The organism is Photorhabdus aegyptia (assembly GCF_000612035.1).
In the GTDB taxonomy this organism is placed as follows: Bacteria; Pseudomonadota; Gammaproteobacteria; order Enterobacterales; family Enterobacteriaceae; genus Photorhabdus; species Photorhabdus akhurstii.
In genome coordinates, this window is sequence record NZ_JFGV01000013.1 from 42,023 (window position 1) to 58,190 (window position 16,168).

14 protein-coding genes are annotated in these 16,168 nt (G+C 38.7%); 4 read left to right on the top strand and 10 right to left on the bottom strand.

All coding sequences use genetic code 11. From position 1 onward, the window contains the following. Positions 1-110 precede the first annotated feature (110 nt). The 4 genes from BA1DRAFT_RS05885 to BA1DRAFT_RS05895 all read right to left on the bottom strand — a co-directional run bounded on the left by BA1DRAFT_RS05885 (position 111) and on the right by BA1DRAFT_RS05895 (position 3,747). The gene (locus BA1DRAFT_RS05885; RefSeq protein ID WP_036777018.1) at positions 111-374 is read right to left on the bottom strand and encodes a helix-turn-helix domain-containing protein; all 264 of its coding nucleotides are present in this window, start codon (positions 372-374) and stop codon (positions 111-113) included. Between the two features lie 38 nt (positions 375-412). Next, positions 413-589, bottom strand: a complete 177-nt coding sequence (locus tag BA1DRAFT_RS23475; RefSeq protein ID WP_160169991.1) for a hypothetical protein — start codon at positions 587-589, stop codon at positions 413-415. 346 nt (positions 590-935) lie between these two features. Further along, the gene (locus BA1DRAFT_RS05890) at positions 936-2,783 is read right to left on the bottom strand and encodes a beta-glucoside-specific PTS transporter subunit IIABC (RefSeq protein WP_036777019.1); all 1,848 of its coding nucleotides are present in this window, start codon (positions 2,781-2,783) and stop codon (positions 936-938) included. 109 nt (positions 2,784-2,892) lie between these two features. Further along, positions 2,893-3,747: a PRD domain-containing protein gene (locus BA1DRAFT_RS05895; RefSeq protein WP_036777021.1), complete on the bottom strand. Its 855-nt coding sequence runs from the start codon at positions 3,745-3,747 to the stop codon at positions 2,893-2,895. Between the two features lie 447 nt (positions 3,748-4,194). On the opposite strand from BA1DRAFT_RS05895, the gene BA1DRAFT_RS05900 reads away from it, so the two are divergent. From BA1DRAFT_RS05900 to BA1DRAFT_RS05910, 3 genes are all read left to right on the top strand, one after another. After that, a complete protein-coding gene (locus BA1DRAFT_RS05900; RefSeq protein ID WP_051560680.1) occupies positions 4,195-5,637 on the top strand; it encodes a PTS transporter subunit EIIC in 1,443 nt (480 codons plus the stop codon). Between the two features lie 64 nt (positions 5,638-5,701). Further along, on the top strand, positions 5,702-7,123 hold the full coding sequence (gene ascB / locus BA1DRAFT_RS05905; RefSeq protein WP_036777023.1) for a 6-phospho-beta-glucosidase: 1,422 nt from the start codon (positions 5,702-5,704) through the stop codon (positions 7,121-7,123). Further along, complete coding sequence (locus tag BA1DRAFT_RS05910; RefSeq protein ID WP_082303643.1) at positions 7,107-8,411, top strand: carbohydrate porin; 1,305 nt, start codon at positions 7,107-7,109, stop codon at positions 8,409-8,411. Before ascB ends, BA1DRAFT_RS05910 begins: the two co-directional genes overlap by 17 nt. 96 nt (positions 8,412-8,507) lie before the next feature. On the opposite strand, the gene dnaJ is transcribed toward BA1DRAFT_RS05910, so the two are convergent. Together dnaJ and dnaK are read right to left on the bottom strand one after the other, a co-directional pair. Beyond that, positions 8,508-9,629, bottom strand: coding sequence for a molecular chaperone DnaJ (gene dnaJ / locus BA1DRAFT_RS05915; RefSeq protein WP_036777025.1), 1,122 nt, complete (start codon positions 9,627-9,629; stop codon positions 8,508-8,510). A 108-nt stretch (positions 9,630-9,737) separates the two neighbouring features. Beyond that, the gene (dnaK, locus tag BA1DRAFT_RS05920; protein ID WP_036777027.1) at positions 9,738-11,648 is read right to left on the bottom strand and encodes a molecular chaperone DnaK; all 1,911 of its coding nucleotides are present in this window, start codon (positions 11,646-11,648) and stop codon (positions 9,738-9,740) included. A 429-nt stretch (positions 11,649-12,077) separates the two neighbouring features. Between dnaK and satP the strand changes: the two genes are divergently transcribed. Continuing rightward, positions 12,078-12,647 (top strand): acetate uptake transporter, encoded by a 570-nt coding sequence (gene satP / locus BA1DRAFT_RS05925; protein ID WP_036777030.1) that lies wholly within the window; start codon positions 12,078-12,080, stop codon positions 12,645-12,647. A gap of 157 nt (positions 12,648-12,804) precedes the next feature. On the opposite strand, the gene BA1DRAFT_RS05930 is transcribed toward satP, so the two are convergent. Genes BA1DRAFT_RS05930 through BA1DRAFT_RS05940 form a run of 4 tightly spaced genes read right to left on the bottom strand, consistent with a single transcriptional unit; the run spans position 12,805 to position 15,642 of the window. Continuing rightward, complete coding sequence (locus BA1DRAFT_RS05930; RefSeq protein WP_036777032.1) at positions 12,805-14,016, bottom strand: MFS transporter; 1,212 nt, start codon at positions 14,014-14,016, stop codon at positions 12,805-12,807. 9 nt (positions 14,017-14,025) lie between these two features. Beyond that, positions 14,026-14,649 carry a hypothetical protein gene (locus BA1DRAFT_RS23930; RefSeq protein WP_235200981.1) on the bottom strand — a complete coding sequence of 208 codons (624 nt, stop codon included), beginning with the start codon at positions 14,647-14,649 and terminating at the stop codon, positions 14,026-14,028. Between the two features lie 27 nt (positions 14,650-14,676). Continuing rightward, positions 14,677-15,327: a dTDP-4-dehydrorhamnose 3,5-epimerase family protein gene (locus BA1DRAFT_RS23935; RefSeq protein ID WP_235200982.1), complete on the bottom strand. Its 651-nt coding sequence runs from the start codon at positions 15,325-15,327 to the stop codon at positions 14,677-14,679. A 48-nt stretch (positions 15,328-15,375) separates the two neighbouring features. Beyond that, positions 15,376-15,642 (bottom strand): hypothetical protein, encoded by a 267-nt coding sequence (locus BA1DRAFT_RS05940; protein ID WP_036777035.1) that lies wholly within the window; start codon positions 15,640-15,642, stop codon positions 15,376-15,378. Positions 15,643-16,168: the final 526 nt, after the last annotated feature.

The following is a 16,168-nucleotide window of genomic DNA, read 5'->3' on the forward strand; positions in this document are numbered from 1 at the left end:
AAATCGATTTTATAACCAGAATGATTCGCTATAACCGATCTATTCATGATCTACATCTCAATAAAATAGATTATCAATCAGAGGAAATCGTTAAGTGGGAGAGGCCCTATTTATCTTACATTAGCACCAATTTCCCGCATTTTAACCAAAATGCGGTTTAAATCATCTTCTGATAGCGTTAACTGTGTTGCTATATAGAATAGAATATGCGAAGAAATAACGCGTGGCATTTTCCCACCCGTGTATTTTCTCCATTGGTTGTTACCGGAAACTCCCGCTAAATCGGCCATTTGTTCTCCGGTGAAGCCTAATTCTTCTTTGAGTTTAATGAGATCTTCTGTAGTAGGAGGAGAATAATTGCCGATCAGTCGCATAAGTATTCCAGAACAAAGCCCCTTACGGGGCCAATTAATTAAATGAATTTGAGCAATAGAGTTGTGATGGTAGCTACCGCACCAATAAGGCTAGAAGCCACAACAATCGGATACCATGTAGCCTCACGATTTATCTTTGTCGTTTCTGCCATTAATTTTGCTATTTCAGCGTGGATTTTTTCGAGTTCAGCAGTAGTCATTTCAGTAGTACTCATCGTTCTTCCTTTTTAGGGATGCCAGGCTGCGGCCATTCCGCTACCTTATATTATTACACAATAAAAAGTAGCCCTTTTAGGGCTAATTGTCAATGTAGATGGTTTAATTTTTCATCTCAAAATATTAGTATTCAATATGACTTCATATTATGAAAAATATATTTTTTCATAATTTATATAACGAGATAATATCTAAAAATTCAGCAGATAAAATAAAAAATACAATAACAACGAGAAAACAGAACAAATAATTAACGGATATAAAAACTGGTTATATGCAATCTTTAAATACAAAAGATAAACATCAAGAATATTATCAAGATACACTAATTACTTGAAAAATAAATTAACATCGATTAATAACCAACAAATTATCTTTACATCCAATAACTTCTTTTCTTTTAGTAGGAATTATTGAGTGATATTCCTCACTATTAGTTACAATAATTGGCGATATAATCTGGATTTCATTCTCTTGAAGAAATTCCAGATCAAAATTAACTAATACCTCACCAGCAACCACTTTCTGTCCTTCTGTAATTTGCAAATTAAATCCTGCGCCTTGCAAACCTACTGTTTCAATACCAATATGAATTAATAATTCCACTCCTTGATCAGAAATTAAACCAATAGCATGCCCAGTCGGAGTAATCATTGAAACCTTACCATTAAAAGGCGATTTAACCACACCTTCGGTAGGAATAATAGCGATACCATCACCAATAATTTTTTCAGAAAAAGTATCATCGGGTACATTTGAGAGAGATGCTATTGTACCGGTCATCGGAGAACGTAATGTGATTTTATTCTTTTTTGAAAATTTTGACTTTATTAATACTATAGAATCAACATTAGATTCTAATTTCATTAATAAGGTGGATATAAACGCCACTAAGTAACTACTAACAATACCAAGCAAAATAAAAATAAAGTTATTGCTACCTTTTTGCATATAAAAAGGTAATGACACCAATCCCGGTACACTAAAAGCAAATATTTTCACCGAGAAAATACCCACAATAGCGCCGCCAACTGCGCCCCCCATTAATGCAGCATAAAAAGGCTTCCTTAATTTAAGCGTAACACCATACATTGCGGGTTCAGTTACGCCTAAAAAAGCAGAGAATGAAGATGAATAAGCTAATGATTTCATTTGGCTATCTTTAGTTTTAATTGCAACTGCTAATGTCGCGCCAGCTTGTGCAATATTACTAACAAAACTGATAGGTAATAACATAAAATCGTATCCGAGAGATTTAAAATTAGCAAAAACACTCGGCAAAAAGGCATAATGCCCCCCTGCAATGACTAAAATAGGGACTAATCCACCTAACAATAATCCCGCAAATGGTCCAGCCACGGAAAATAATATTAAAAGCCACTGTTCAAGATACAAACCAATTGTATTTCCCAACGGTGCAGCAATAATCAATAAAATAGGGACAGAAATTAATAAGACCAATAATGGTGTAAATATTATTTTTAATATCGATGGAATAAACCTATCTACCCATCGATGAATATAACTGAGCAACCAAACACCTAAAATAATTGGAATGGTAGTATAACTATAATGAACAGCCGGAACAGTAATACCAAATGCACTGAAATATCCACCACCAGAACTGCTCACAAGGTCAGATAATGTTGGATAAATTAAAATACATGCTAACGTAGCTGCAATAAATTCATTTGTTTTAAATTTTCTTGCCGCTGAAAAAGCCAAAAGAACGGGCAAAAAATAGAGAGGGGCATCAGAAAGAATATATAATATTTTATACTCATTACTCTTCTCTGAAACCCAATCCATCATATATAAAAAAATTAATCCGCCTTTCAGTAAACCCGCGCCTATAATTACCGGCAATACGGGAATAAATATGCCTGAAATAATATCAAGAATATGACTAATGAAACCCTTTTTGGCGCCATCATCATTTTCTTGATTTTCTTTTAATTGCTTAATGATTTCACTAAATATTTCAACAACTCTATTACCAATAATTATTTGTAATTGCCCGCTGTGAAAACGTACTCCCATAACCCCCTGCATTTTTTTGATCGCTGCAATATCTACTTGACTATCATCTATAATATTAAAACGCAATCTAGTCACACAATGCCAACTTTTATTTATATTTGCTCCTCCACCAAGAAACACAATAATCTCTTTTGCAAAATCTTCACCATTCATTTTATCCCCCACCTCTAATCTATGACTAAAAAATCTAAATCACACAAATATACTCATCTCATACTCTTAGCTTGGCTTGGCAATTGACACTCGTTTGACGATCCACTCATTAAAAATCTCTGCCCTTGTAACTATCATTAACCACTCGTTCTATATGAATCACTAAATAAATCAATTCATCATCAGGCACTTTCCATTGGTATTTCTCCCTCAGATATTTAATTAGCTTAACTGCGCAGTTGTAACTTTTGAAATATTTTTCTTCTATCAATTCTTGCAATGAAAAATCCATCTCAATAGCAGAAGAATGCTCATTTTTATTTTGTCTAATCAGGAAGTATCGCAGATGTGTAATAAAACGAGAGTAATTTACAGACGTTGTATCAAGGTTAACATGGAAATAGTAGTGAATAAGCTTAACAGTTTTATTAATTAGATTCGTTAATTTTAATGTGTCTCCCATCGTTTGCCCCTCATATTGAGCATTAACAAAATGCAAGGCAATCAATGAAGCTTCTATCGGCGGTAATGGCTTTTCAAGCTGGCTATTAATATGGATAAGAGCCTGTTTGCCAACTTCATATTCCAACGAATATAGATGAGGGATCTCCCATTGCAAGACATTACTAATCTGATATCCTTTACTCACACGCTCAAATGCAAAGTTTAAATGTTCTGATAAAGTAATGAGTAATGAATCGTTGAGAGATTTGCCAAGAATATCTTCCCCTAATGAGATAATCTTCTCGGTTAGCTCTATAACTGAAGCTGGAATAGTGGCAAAGATCTGATTAATCTTATCGTTCTTTTCAACAGTAAAGACTTTTGCAACATCCTGAATATTAAGTTTATCCCCCTTTTTTCTATTAAAGCCTACGCCCTTATCCATTAGAATAATTTCATTATTGTTCTCATCAATGGCAAGAACGACATTATTATTTATGAGTTTTACTATCGTTAACAAAATAGATACCTTACAGGATAAACCATTATATGCACTAACCTAAATCTATAAAATGGGTGAAATATATTTGTGACCTGGTTGTGCCTGATCTTATCAGTAACACTCCTGTACACTATATTCATTATGTTATCTTTCAGGCTAAGGCATTATTTTTACAAAGTCAACGACACAGCAACATACCCAACTTACCCAAGGTATTTATGATAAGTATCACATTTTTACCAAAATTAAATTTAATAACTTGCAAGTATCACAAGGAGTAATTAGTTTTTAACCAATTGATATAGGCTTGTTACCGACTTAGTTGCGACTAACGTCGGGCAAAACCTAATCCATCACGTCACGATCCCCTTATTCCAAGGCGATTGTAGATGATGGGTTAGGTTTTTTTTTGCCTTAAATTCGGTCTTTCGCTGTTTTCAGCGTATTAAATGAAGGGGAAGTCCAATGAGATACGAAAGTCTGGCAGAGAAAATAGTCAGCGCAATAGGTGGGAAAGAGAATATATCTAGCCTGGTCCATTGTGCTACTCGTTTACGATTTAAACTTAAAGACAGCAGTCTGGCCAATAGCGAATTACTCAAACAGACTAAGGGAATTATTACCGTAGTAGAGAGTGGTGGGCAATATCAGGTAGTCATCGGTAGTCACGTAGGGGATGTTTACGACGATATTAATCAATACTTACAAGATAATACAGAAAAAACTGAGGTTAAACAAAGTGTAACGTCGCCGCAAGGGATAAAACAAGATAATGCGAAAGGTTTAAAACGTATTTTTGATGTCACCATTGATATTATTTCCAGTATTTTTACTCCGCTATTAGGTGTATTGGTCGCAGCCGGATTAATTAAAGGTATTCTCGCTTTATCCGACGTGTTCAATTGGATGAGCATAGACAGCGGAACCTATAAAATTTTATACGCTACCGGCGATGCCATGCTCTATTTCATGCCTATTTTATTAGGATATACCGCAGGTAAACGGTTCGGAGGCAACCCTTTTATTACTATGGTGATCGGGGCCGCCTTAACCTATCCCACCATGACCGAGGCATTTAAACTTTCTCAAACGACTTCTGCCGTTCACCTCAATTTCCTTGGTATTCCTATCTCTTTCATTAATTACAGCTCAACCGTTATTCCCATTATCTTATCAGCATGGTTTAGCTGCTTGCTGGAAAAGAAGTTTAATAGCTGGTTTCATTCCTCCGTCAAACTGTTTGCCACACCTTTCCTGTGCCTATTAATTACCGTTCCTTTAACGTTTCTCGTTATTGGCCCTGTAGCAACAGAGCTTAGTAATGGCCTGGCTGCCGGATATCTCTTCTTCTATCAATTAAACCCGGTCATTGCCGGACTCCTAATGGGCGCAGTGTGGCAAGTTTGTGTTATTTTCGGTCTGCATTGGGGGCTTATCCCAATAATGATCAATAACATGATGACCCAGAAAAAAGATATGCTCTCTCCACTGCTCCAGCCAGCAATATTTGGTCAAGCAGGTGCAACTCTGGGGGTATTTTTACGTACACGTGATAAGAATATGAAAACATTATCAGGTACTGCACTGATATCAAGTCTCTTTGGCATCACCGAACCTGCTATTTATGGTGTCACACTACCACTAAAACGTCCATTTATTATCGGTTGTATTGGTGGGGCGCTTGGCGGAGCAATTGTCGGTTTTTACTCAGGAACAGCATATAACGTTAGTGGCATGGGTATCTTTGCGTTTACCTCATTTATTTCTCCCGCCGGCATAGATAGTGCTTTCTGGAGTGTCATATTAGGTTCGTTAGGTTCATTTATCTTCTCTTGTATCGCAACCTATTTATTCGGTTTGCCATCAGAAGTAAAAGTTCCACTAATAACATCCCGTGCAAACAATTAATTTAAAGAATCATATTAAGAGAATATCTTCCAAGTTTAACGAGCAATTAACAAGAGGACAAACCATGAAAAAACAATTTCCAAATAACTTCCTTTGGGGAGGAGCACTGGCTGCAAATCAGGCTGAAGGAGCCCATCAAATAGATGGAAAAGGGTTATCAACCTCAGATATGCAACCCCACGGCGTTATTGGTCACAGCATAGAACGCAATTTAGGTGATTTTCATATTAAGGATATTGGTATCGATTTTTATCATCGTTATCCTGAGGATATTGCGCTATTTGCTGAAATGGGATTTAAATGCCTGAGAACCTCCATCGCCTGGACACGTATATTTCCTGAGGGAGATGAAGAAATACCGAACGAAAACGGCCTGGCTTTTTATGATCGCCTGTTTGATGAAATGATAAAATATAATATTCAACCACTCATTACGCTTTCTCATTTTGAAATGCCTTATGGCTTAGTAAAAAAATATGGTGGTTGGGGAAATCGGAAAACAATTGCATTTTTTGACCATTACGCCAGAATTGTTTTTGAACGTTATCAACATAAAGTAAAATATTGGCTGACATTCAATGAAATTAACATGTCTTTATTCTCCTGTTTTACCGGTGCAGGACTACCAGAAAACAGTAAAATTCAAGATATTTATCAGGCGCTACATTATCAATTAGTTGCCAGCGCCAACGCAGTTAAAGCCTGCCATGAAATTATTCCTGATGCAAAAATAGGTAATATGGTGGCAGCGGCCCCTTATTATCCATTAACTTGTCATCCCGATGATATATTAGAATCATTGAAAAAGAATCGTGAATGGCTATTCTTCTTTGATGTACAAGCTCGTGGATATTATCCATCTTATATGACCCGTCTATTTAAAGAAAAAAATATCACACTTGATATCACAAATGAAGATAAAATAGCACTCAAAGAAACGATTGATTTCCTCTCTTTCAGTTACTACATGAGTAGCTGCGCAACAGCAAACCTTGAGATTATCAAGACGTCAGGGAATATCATTAATCCGGTGAAAAATCCTTATCTGTCCAGCTCAGAATGGGGATGGCAAATCGATCCTAAAGGCATTCGCTATCTTCTCAATATGTTATATGACCGTTACCAAAAACCCCTGTTTATTGTAGAAAACGGTTTGGGCGCCAGAGATGTTATTCAAGACGATGGCTCTATTATTGATGATTATCGTATTAAATATCTTAACGATCATTTATTTCAGATACGGGAAGCCATTGAAGATGGAGTTCAGTTATTAGGATATACCTCATGGGGGCCAATAGATTTAGTCAGCGCTTCTACCGCAGAAATGTCAAAACGGTATGGGTTTATTTATGTTGATCGTGATGACCAAGGCAATGGAACATTAGAACGGCGGCGTAAAAAAAGTTTTAGTTGGTATAAAGAGGTGATCAGCAGTCACGGTAATACCCTTCAAGCCCCGGAGGTAGAAAATGAAAATAACCAATAAATTTCTTTTACTCACGATTCCACTTATTTTACTTTATAACAATGTCACTGTAGCAGCGGAAAATAACTGTCATTCGTATGATACGCTTTTACCAAGAGGACCAGAAACACCTTCGGTTTCATCTGCATGCGATACGGTATTTCCTGAATGGGGCGGCCTTAGAAAAGAGATGGCAGATCGTGGCTTTTATGCAAATTTTCAACTGCTTACTAATCTAACCTACGATATATCAAGAAGCTGGAAAAATACGCCTAATCCCAATTATATGGGACAGCGCTTAACTACCGGTAATATCGCCGCGACAGAACTCACTTATGATTTATCACGGATTGGTTTCACTGATAAAGCACAACTGCGTTTAGGTTTGACCTATGCTTATAATAACTTCAAAAATAATGGTCAAGATGGGCATCCTTTTGTCTCAGCCTTTTCCATTAATCAACCCTTATTGAATGATCGAGTCATATTAAATTATGGCTATACGACACTACTCTCCCATTTTTATGGCTTATTTTTGGGTAGCAGTACAGCATCATCAGCGCTAGGGCCAACTAGTGTGATGTTGTCCCAGGCTGGACTAACCATTAGCAAACCAAGTCCATCGATAGATATCCGGTTTTTATCGGAAAATAAACGTTGGTATGACCACATTGGCGTTGCCAGAAGTCAAAGTTCAGAAGGTTTAAAAGTCGATTCAAAATATAATACTTATGGTCTGCGCTGGAAACTTCCCAGTGCGGGAACTTTAGTCATCAACGAATTAGGTTATCGTGTTAATGCTAATGAAACTGAAAATATGATCTGGCTTCGGGGTGGATCGGTGTTCAATAAAACCCCTTATTTTAACTATAACAATTCAGAGTATGAAGATTACACTTACTCTCATTATATCGCCGCTACCCACCAAATAACCAAGCCGGATACGTCAATGCCTTTCCGTGGCTGGTATATTGACGGTAAAGCCAACTATGCGCCAAAGGATCGTAACCTGTTTAATGCCGATATTTCATTATCACTGTTCAGCATTGGTCCATTTGATTCGCGTCCAAACGATATGGTTACTTTTGGTCTGGCCTATAATAAGTTCAGTGACGATGCAAAAAATTATTTTGCCCGCAATGGTCAACTTGCTGAAAGTTATAGTGCAACCGCTTCTGTAGCATATAGCTATCGTGTTTACAACGGCATCTATTGGACTAATAGCTTATCGTATACTCATCACCCATCAGTGACACCGAAAGAGGATGATGCCTATAATTTGCTCACACAAATCACGTTTAGTTTATAATTCTCAATCAAAACAAAAAGTCCTCATCTAAAACGAGGACTTTTTACCCATAATTCGAGCTTTATTTAGCAATCCAGCTCTATTATGTGAAGATATTTACTTGGTCAAATCATCAAAGAATTTCTTTACGCCATCGAAGAAACTTTTAGAACGTGGGCTATTCGTTTCTTCGCCGGTCCCACCGAAAGATTCACCCAATTCGCGCAGTAATTCTTTCTGTCTTTCATTTAATTTAACCGGCGTTTCTACCACTACCCGGCACAATAAATCACCCTGAACACCACCGCGGACAGATTTAACACCTTTACCTTTCATGCGGAACATTTTACCTGTCTGGGTTTCCGCAGGTATTTTCAGTTTCACACGGCCATCGAGGGTTGGAACTTCAATTTCTCCGCCCAGTGCCGCCATTGCAAAGTTAACCGGCACTTCACAATAGAGATTACTCTCTTGACGCTCAAAAATATGGTGCGATTTCACCTGTACCTGAACATACAGATCACCTGCTGGTGCGCCTTTTGCTCCAGCTTCACCCTCGCCACTTAAACGAATGCGGTCGCCGGTATCCACACCTGCCGGGATTTTAACAGACAGGGTTTTGTATCTTTCAACTCGCCCATGACCATGACATTTATGGCAAGAATCTTTAATGATCTGACCACGGCCATGACAGTGTGGACAAGGTTGCTGAACGGTGAAGAACCCTTGACGCATATGAACCTGACCAGCACCTTGACAGGTTGAGCAGGTTACAGGGCTGGTTCCTGCTTTAGCGCCGCTGCCATGACAGGTATCACAAGTTTCCAGTGTCGGGATGCGGATCTCTTTGGTCACACCACGAACCGCTTCTTCCAGCGTCAACTCCATGCTGTAACGCAAATCAGCCCCGCGACTTGGACGCTGCTGACGACGACCACCGCCGAAGATATCACCGAAAACATCACCAAAGATATCACTAAAATCAGCGCCGCCGCCGCTACCCATGCCACCCTGTTCAAAAGCAGCATGACCATATTGGTCATAAGCAGCTCGTTTCTGATCATCCGTCAGAATTTCATAGGCTTCTTTAACTTCTTTGAATTTGCTTTCCGCATCTTTATCGCCCTGATTACGATCAGGGTGATATTTCATTGCCAGCCGCTTATAGGCTTTTTTAATCTCTTTTTCGTCCGCTGTTTTGGAAACACCCAAAACTTCGTAACAGTCTCTCTTTGCCATCTCTTATTTTACCCTTAACATACGCGCACGGGCGCAGAGTTCCCTCAACGCCCGTGCCGGTTAATCAGCAACAATTGTCATAACTGTCGCCGCGCCCGCTAAGGGCAATTATTTTTTATCTTTAACTTCTTCGAATTCAGCGTCTACAACGTCGTCATCTTTCTTCGCACTGTCGCCAGCGTCTGCGGTCGCACCAGCTTGAGCCTGCTGCTGGGCAATTTCCAACAACTTAGCGGAAGCCTGAACCAAAGCCTGAATTTTCGCTTCGATATCCGCTTTGTCTTCGCCTTTAGCAACTTTTTCCAACTCAGCCACAGCGCTTTCAATCGCGGTTTTATCTTCTGCCGGCAGTTTGTCACCAGCTTCTTCTACTTGCTTACGCGTGCCGTGAACCAGTTGATCTGCCTGGTTACGGACCTGTACCAACTCTTCAAACTTACGATCGGATTCCGCGTTCGCTTCTGCATCACGAACCATCCGTTGAATTTCTTCTTCATTCAGACCGGAAGAAGCCTTAATAGTGATCTGCTGTTCGCGGCCACTATTTTTGTCTTTAGCAGACACATGCAGAATACCGTCAGCATCGATATCAAAAGTCACTTCAATCTGAGGCATACCACGAGGAGCTGCCTGAATACCATCCAAATTGAACTGGCCCAGAGATTTGTTATCACCGGCACGTTTACGCTCACCCTGCAACACATGGATAGTTACCGCAGACTGATTATCTTCCGCCGTAGAGAACACCTGGCTGTGTTTGGTTGGAATCGTAGTGTTTTTCGCAATGAGGGAAGTCATTACGCCACCCATTGTTTCGATACCCAGAGACAGTGGTGTAACATCCAGCAACAAGACATCTTTCACATCACCGGCCAAAACACCGCCCTGTACCGCAGCCCCCATTGCTACCGCTTCGTCAGGGTTCACATCTTTACGTGGCTCTTTACCGAAGAAGTCAGCGACGACTTTCTGTACCATTGGCATACGGGTCTGGCCACCCACCAGAATGACATCGTTCACATCAGAAACTGACAGGCCAGCATCTTGCAATGCAACTCGTACAGGCTCCATAGAACGTTTAACCAGATCTTCTACCAGTGATTCCAGTTTCGCACGGGTCACTTTGATGTTCATGTGCTTAGGACCGGTTGCATCTGCGGTGATATATGGCAGGTTAACATCTGTCTGTTGTGCAGAAGAAAGTTCAATTTTTGCTTTCTCTGCTGCTTCTTTCAGACGTTGCATTGCCAGTGGGTCATTACGCAGATCAATACCCTGATCTTTCTTAAATTCGTCAACCAGATAGTTGATCATACGGCTGTCGAAGTCTTCGCCGCCCAAGTGAGTATCACCGTTGGTTGCCAGCACTTCATAGGTTTTTTCGCCGTCAACTTCATCGATTTCGATAATAGAGATATCGAAAGTACCACCACCGAGGTCATAAACCGCGATAGTACGGTTACCCACTTCTCTGTCCAAGCCATAAGCCAGCGCAGCGGCCGTTGGTTCGTTGATAATACGTTTTACTTCCAAACCTGCGATACGGCCAGCATCTTTGGTTGCCTGACGCTGAGCATCGTTAAAATATGCAGGTACAGTGATTACCGCTTCAGTCACTGGCTCACCCAGATAATCTTCCGCTGTTTTCTTCATTTTCTTCAAAACTTCAGCAGAAACCTGAGGAGGAGCCATTTTCTGGTCTTTCACTTCCAGCCATGCGTCGCCATTATCTGCCGCAATAATTTTGTATGGCATGATAGCTACGTCGCGTTGCGCTTCTTCGTCTTGGAAACGACGTCCAATCAGACGCTTAATAGCAAACAACGTATTTTGCGGGTTAGTAACAGCCTGACGTTTAGCCGGTTGACCAACCAGAGTTTCACCATCCTGGGTATAAGCAATGATGGAAGGAGTTGTGCGATCACCTTCGCTGTTTTCCAGCACACGAGCTGTCGTGCCATCCATAATAGCTACACAAGAGTTGGTAGTTCCCAGGTCGATACCAATAATTTTACCCATCTAAACGCCTCCAAAGAAATTCGTAATCAGTCAAGTTGCTAATCAATATGAGGATAACTTTCTGCTTTTCAATGGCACCCATTTTTATGCCTCTACGCGATTCCTCACCTTTGCTTATATATACCGGCTGTATAGGACAGCGATTAGCAACTGCGGTTGATTATAAGATGGGGTCGTTAAAACCATCATCAAGGGGGGATGTGAAAAAAAAACCTTTTTATTATTTCAAAGGTCATTGTTTCCTTGCTGACAGATCATTATGATTCGCCACCTTTGCTATTTATACCCTATGGATTTCAAGATGCATCGCGACGGCAAGGGAGCGAATCCCCGGGAGCATAGAAAACTATGTGACCGGGGTGAGTGAGTGCAGCCAACAAAGAGGCAACTTGAAAGATGACGGGTATATGACTTTCTTTCAGAGGACTTATGAACGCGAATCAACTGGCTAATCCCGGCCCCTTAGGTTTAATGGGCTTCGGCATGACAACCATTCTTCTGAATCTGCATAACGCAGGTTTCTTTCCACTGGCATCCGTTATCCTGAGTATGGGCATTTTCTACGGCGGTCTGGCCCAAGTATTGGCAGGGCTTTTTGAATATAAGAAAGGCAATACCTTTGCCGCAACCGCGTTCACCTCTTATGGGTTGTTTTGGCTCAGTCTGGTTGGACTATTATTTCTCCCCAAAATGGGATTGGCAGAAGCCACCAGCAGCCAATATTTAGCGGTGTATCTTGGCCTGTGGGGCGTGTTTACTCTATTTATGTTCTTTGGCACCTTCAAGGCTAACCGCGTGCTACAGTTTATCTTTGGTGGTCTGACTCTGTTGTTCGCTATGTTAGCCATTGGCAACTTTACCGGAAATACCACTCTTCTGACGATTGCTGGCTATGAAGGGATAATTTGTGGTGCCAGCGCATTTTATCTGGCAATGGCAGAAGTGCTAAATGAACAGTATGGACGCACTATTCTGCCCATTGGCGAGATAAAAGCGTAATAAACCAAGGGTTGGAAGAAGGTAGATTTTTCCCCCTCTTCCAGTCCGTTATGAACGTATTGCTATCCTATTTCTTCCAATGTTTAATGCTCGTTGAACTCGCTTGAAGTTTAATAAGCATTGTGGATTTCGAACTGATAGCAAGTGCGGCATGAATTCATTGATCTTTATAAATAGTATTTTCAATGGCTTTATTCTTCATAAATTTCACAAGAAGAACACCAGAAAGTAACGCGATAAATACAGAAAGTGTCATCAAATAATAAACAATATTCTTATGCCCTCCAAAGAAAAACAAGAGAATACCAACAATGGGGAGTACTGACTGACAAAGCAATACTATGATTGATGATGTACTAGCCAATATAGCCGTTGGGATAATTTCGATTCTTACTATTCTGTTTACATTACCAGTGATCACCTTACCAATAATAGTCAAGGCATAACATATAATGAATACCCAGATAGAATTAGGATTTAAAATTAAAACAAACGATGGTATGGCAATAATAAATAATCCAAGAAATAGAAGGGAACTTCTTGAAATTCTTTTCAATGCCATTCCATAAATATATGTTCCCAGAACACCACAAATACCGGCAGCAACATCTATAAATCCGAAATATTTAACTGGCAGTTCCATATTCTTATCTATAAGCGCTGCTCCTGATGATTCCACCAATCCATCGAACATATTGTTTCCAATAGCAAGTCCTATCACAACAAGAATAATGGGGGTAGACATAATAAAAATCAATGAATTAAAGTGAGATTTTTTATCTGTATCAAGATTATTTTTTGATATTTCATTCGCTTCTTTATTACCTAAGTTAGCATTGGTGAAAATAAAATAACCAGCATTAAAGAAATAAAATAAGCAAGGTATCAAAAGGATATACTTATACCCCATATCTATAAATAACATTCCAACAATCGGGCCTATTATCATACCTAAGAAGTCCATCCTAGCCATCAAATTGACATGATGTTCTTTATGTATGCTTAATATGGCAATTATTTTCTCATAGGAAATCATTGTCTGAGAGTTACCAATTGATATTAAACTCCCCACAATGCCAAATGCAATAGATATAATTAATGGATCATGAAAATTACAAATCACAAGAAATAAACACCCTGCAATCTTAATACAATCTGAAATTATGGATAACGGCCTCACTCCTATATTATCTATAAATCTTCCAATTAAAGGAATAAGTACAAGTCGTGGTAACCACCATATGGCATATGACAATCCCGAATATTCTATACTACCCGTTAGCATGTAAACCACAACAGGTGTTATAAATACCATGAGTCCATCAGCAGTCAGAACTAAAAATAAAAAATAAAAAAACAGAGTGCTCATTTCAATTCCTTACAAGTTACTTTTTTCTTTTAAAATAACCTTGACATACTTTCCTGTATTTTCGTCATAGACTACAACAGATTTTGGCGTATTATGAGTCGGAGGTTCCTTTATAACTTCACGCTGTTTGGATACCATATCAGTATAAAAATCATAATCAGCTTCAATCTGATTCGTCTTATAACTCATATAATTGGTGTTTTCAATTGGCCAATCAATAACATCGTGACCAGGCAGATATTCCCGTTGGCTATCAAGGTAAAGAACCGGACGGTTTACCGTGATAATATTAGCCATATTCGTAAGAGCGTGAGCAACACCACAAGGAATAATTAGCTCAAAATTCGGAGACGGATAAAATATTATTTCATCCTCAACAAAAATGGTATTTGAGCCTTCCCGCATATCAACCAGTTTTAACGTTAATTTCTGTGTGGAACTGCCAAGAAATATGAGATGATCTTCTTGACCAAGATGTAAACCATATGAGTCGAAATCGTAGTGTTTTATTCCATGTTCCACAAGATATAATGGTGATTTTCGCGTTAGAGGAACAATACAGCTTTCTTTTCCCGTCTTTATAGACGGCAGTTCTCTGAATAAGACACCATTAATCTTTGATGTAGGAAGCACAGGCTTGGTTTCATCATCAATCTTTTCTCACAACCTTAAATTGACTATTTTTCCATCATCAAGGACAAACTTTCTCGTTTCCGCATGTTGATATTTATAGCTCTTCAAGTTCTCAGCCTGAAACTCACCTATCCGATGGTAAACCAGATCCGACGCTTCTTCAGTCATTGGTGCATAACCTACAATATCATCTGCCGAGATATCTTCAGGTATATTTATTATGTCATTCTCTGGAGACCACTGCATATTGCCATGATAAATTTGTTCCAACGGAGGCAAAAGAAGCTTATAAGAATTCAATGTGAAAACATTTTCAAGATTATGGAATGTATGGGCAACACCAGGAGGAATAATCAGTGTTTTTTCAAATGATGGAGTAATGTAAAACTCCAGTTTGTTTTTAAATGTTGGAGATCCACTTCGGCAATCGATAAATTTTGCTAGTATTAATTGTCTCTCATCTCCAAGAAATGTTAATGTATCTTGCTGGCCAAGATGTATTCCGTATTGACCATATTTAAATTCACTTTCGCCATGATAAACAATGTTTACTGGATAGGTTGTAGGAAAAGGTATAACAAAAGAATCCTTCTGACCGTTGTTAATTCTCCAACGGGGTATCCAATGCAGGCCATCAATCGTTATTTCGCTATTCAATTTATCTATTTCTCTGTCCATGCGTCACCCCAAAAGACGAAAGGCAGCTTAAAGGCCGCCTTTTTATAATTAAATATTCACAATTTCAATGTCATAACCTGCTTTTTTCGCACTACTCAACAGTTCACTAAGGCTACTAGTATTCAACTGAGCATACTTGTCATCAGCGGGCGCATTCTTAATGCCAGCCAGATAAGCGAGTTTATCGAAGGCGGCCGTAGCGGCATTTTTTGTTTGAAGGATCATGTCGGTAAAACTGTTACCTTCAACATTTTTTTCTTCCACTACTACAGGAGCTTGTTTATACAGACTTGCGATTTCAGATAGGTTGCTCATAAAACACCTCATTAAAATTAGCTATTAAAGGGATTTATTCACATAACACGCAATCAATTTGTTTCAGAAATGTAAATTAAACATTTCAATCACCTTAATACATTAACAAAAATAATATGTAAACCAATTCAGCATTAACGTTTTTTGTTATATAAAAGTATCCAAATGTAGACAATATAGAAATATTACTTTTTAATGCTGGTTCGTAAAAACAGAGCTAGGAGATAGCTTTCTAAAACTGATTTTGAATTTTTCAAGGTTAATCCAAGGCAAAAACTCTCGTGTTAACAAGATTATTTTGGTTGAAAATGACTCAGAATATGACTTTTTATGGAAATTTCTGTCATTAAAACGAATAGAACATACTATTCTACAAAAAAGTTATTTTAATGGCTTATATTCTTAATCATATCAATTTGATATAAATTTTTAAGTTCTAATATCAACAATGAAATATGAGTAAATGAATGTAATTTTTTAGTTTTTATTGCTATCTTGCATAAACATCGGACTACCCCCGGGTCAG

Bases quoted from the DNA above. Each gene is read 5' to 3' on its own strand.
- BA1DRAFT_RS05885 (WP_036777018.1), bottom strand. From the start codon at position 374: ATGCGACTGATCGGCAATTATTCTCCTCCTACTACAGAAGATCTCATT.
- BA1DRAFT_RS23475 (WP_160169991.1), bottom strand. From the start codon at position 589: ATGAGTACTACTGAAATGACTACTGCTGAACTCGAAAAAATCCACGCT.
- BA1DRAFT_RS05890 (WP_036777019.1), bottom strand. From the start codon at position 2,783: ATGAATGGTGAAGATTTTGCAAAAGAGATTATTGTGTTTCTTGGTGGA.
- BA1DRAFT_RS05900 (WP_051560680.1), top strand. From the start codon at position 4,195: ATGAGATACGAAAGTCTGGCAGAGAAAATAGTCAGCGCAATAGGTGGG.
- ascB (WP_036777023.1), top strand. From the start codon at position 5,702: ATGAAAAAACAATTTCCAAATAACTTCCTTTGGGGAGGAGCACTGGCT.
- BA1DRAFT_RS05910 (WP_082303643.1), top strand. From the start codon at position 7,107: ATGAAAATAACCAATAAATTTCTTTTACTCACGATTCCACTTATTTTA.
- dnaJ (WP_036777025.1), bottom strand. From the start codon at position 9,629: ATGGCAAAGAGAGACTGTTACGAAGTTTTGGGTGTTTCCAAAACAGCG.
- dnaK (WP_036777027.1), bottom strand. From the start codon at position 11,648: ATGGGTAAAATTATTGGTATCGACCTGGGAACTACCAACTCTTGTGTA.
- satP (WP_036777030.1), top strand. From the start codon at position 12,078: ATGAACGCGAATCAACTGGCTAATCCCGGCCCCTTAGGTTTAATGGGC.
- BA1DRAFT_RS05930 (WP_036777032.1), bottom strand. From the start codon at position 14,016: ATGAGCACTCTGTTTTTTTATTTTTTATTTTTAGTTCTGACTGCTGAT.
- BA1DRAFT_RS23935 (WP_235200982.1), bottom strand. From the start codon at position 15,327: ATGGACAGAGAAATAGATAAATTGAATAGCGAAATAACGATTGATGGC.
- BA1DRAFT_RS05940 (WP_036777035.1), bottom strand. From the start codon at position 15,642: ATGAGCAACCTATCTGAAATCGCAAGTCTGTATAAACAAGCTCCTGTA.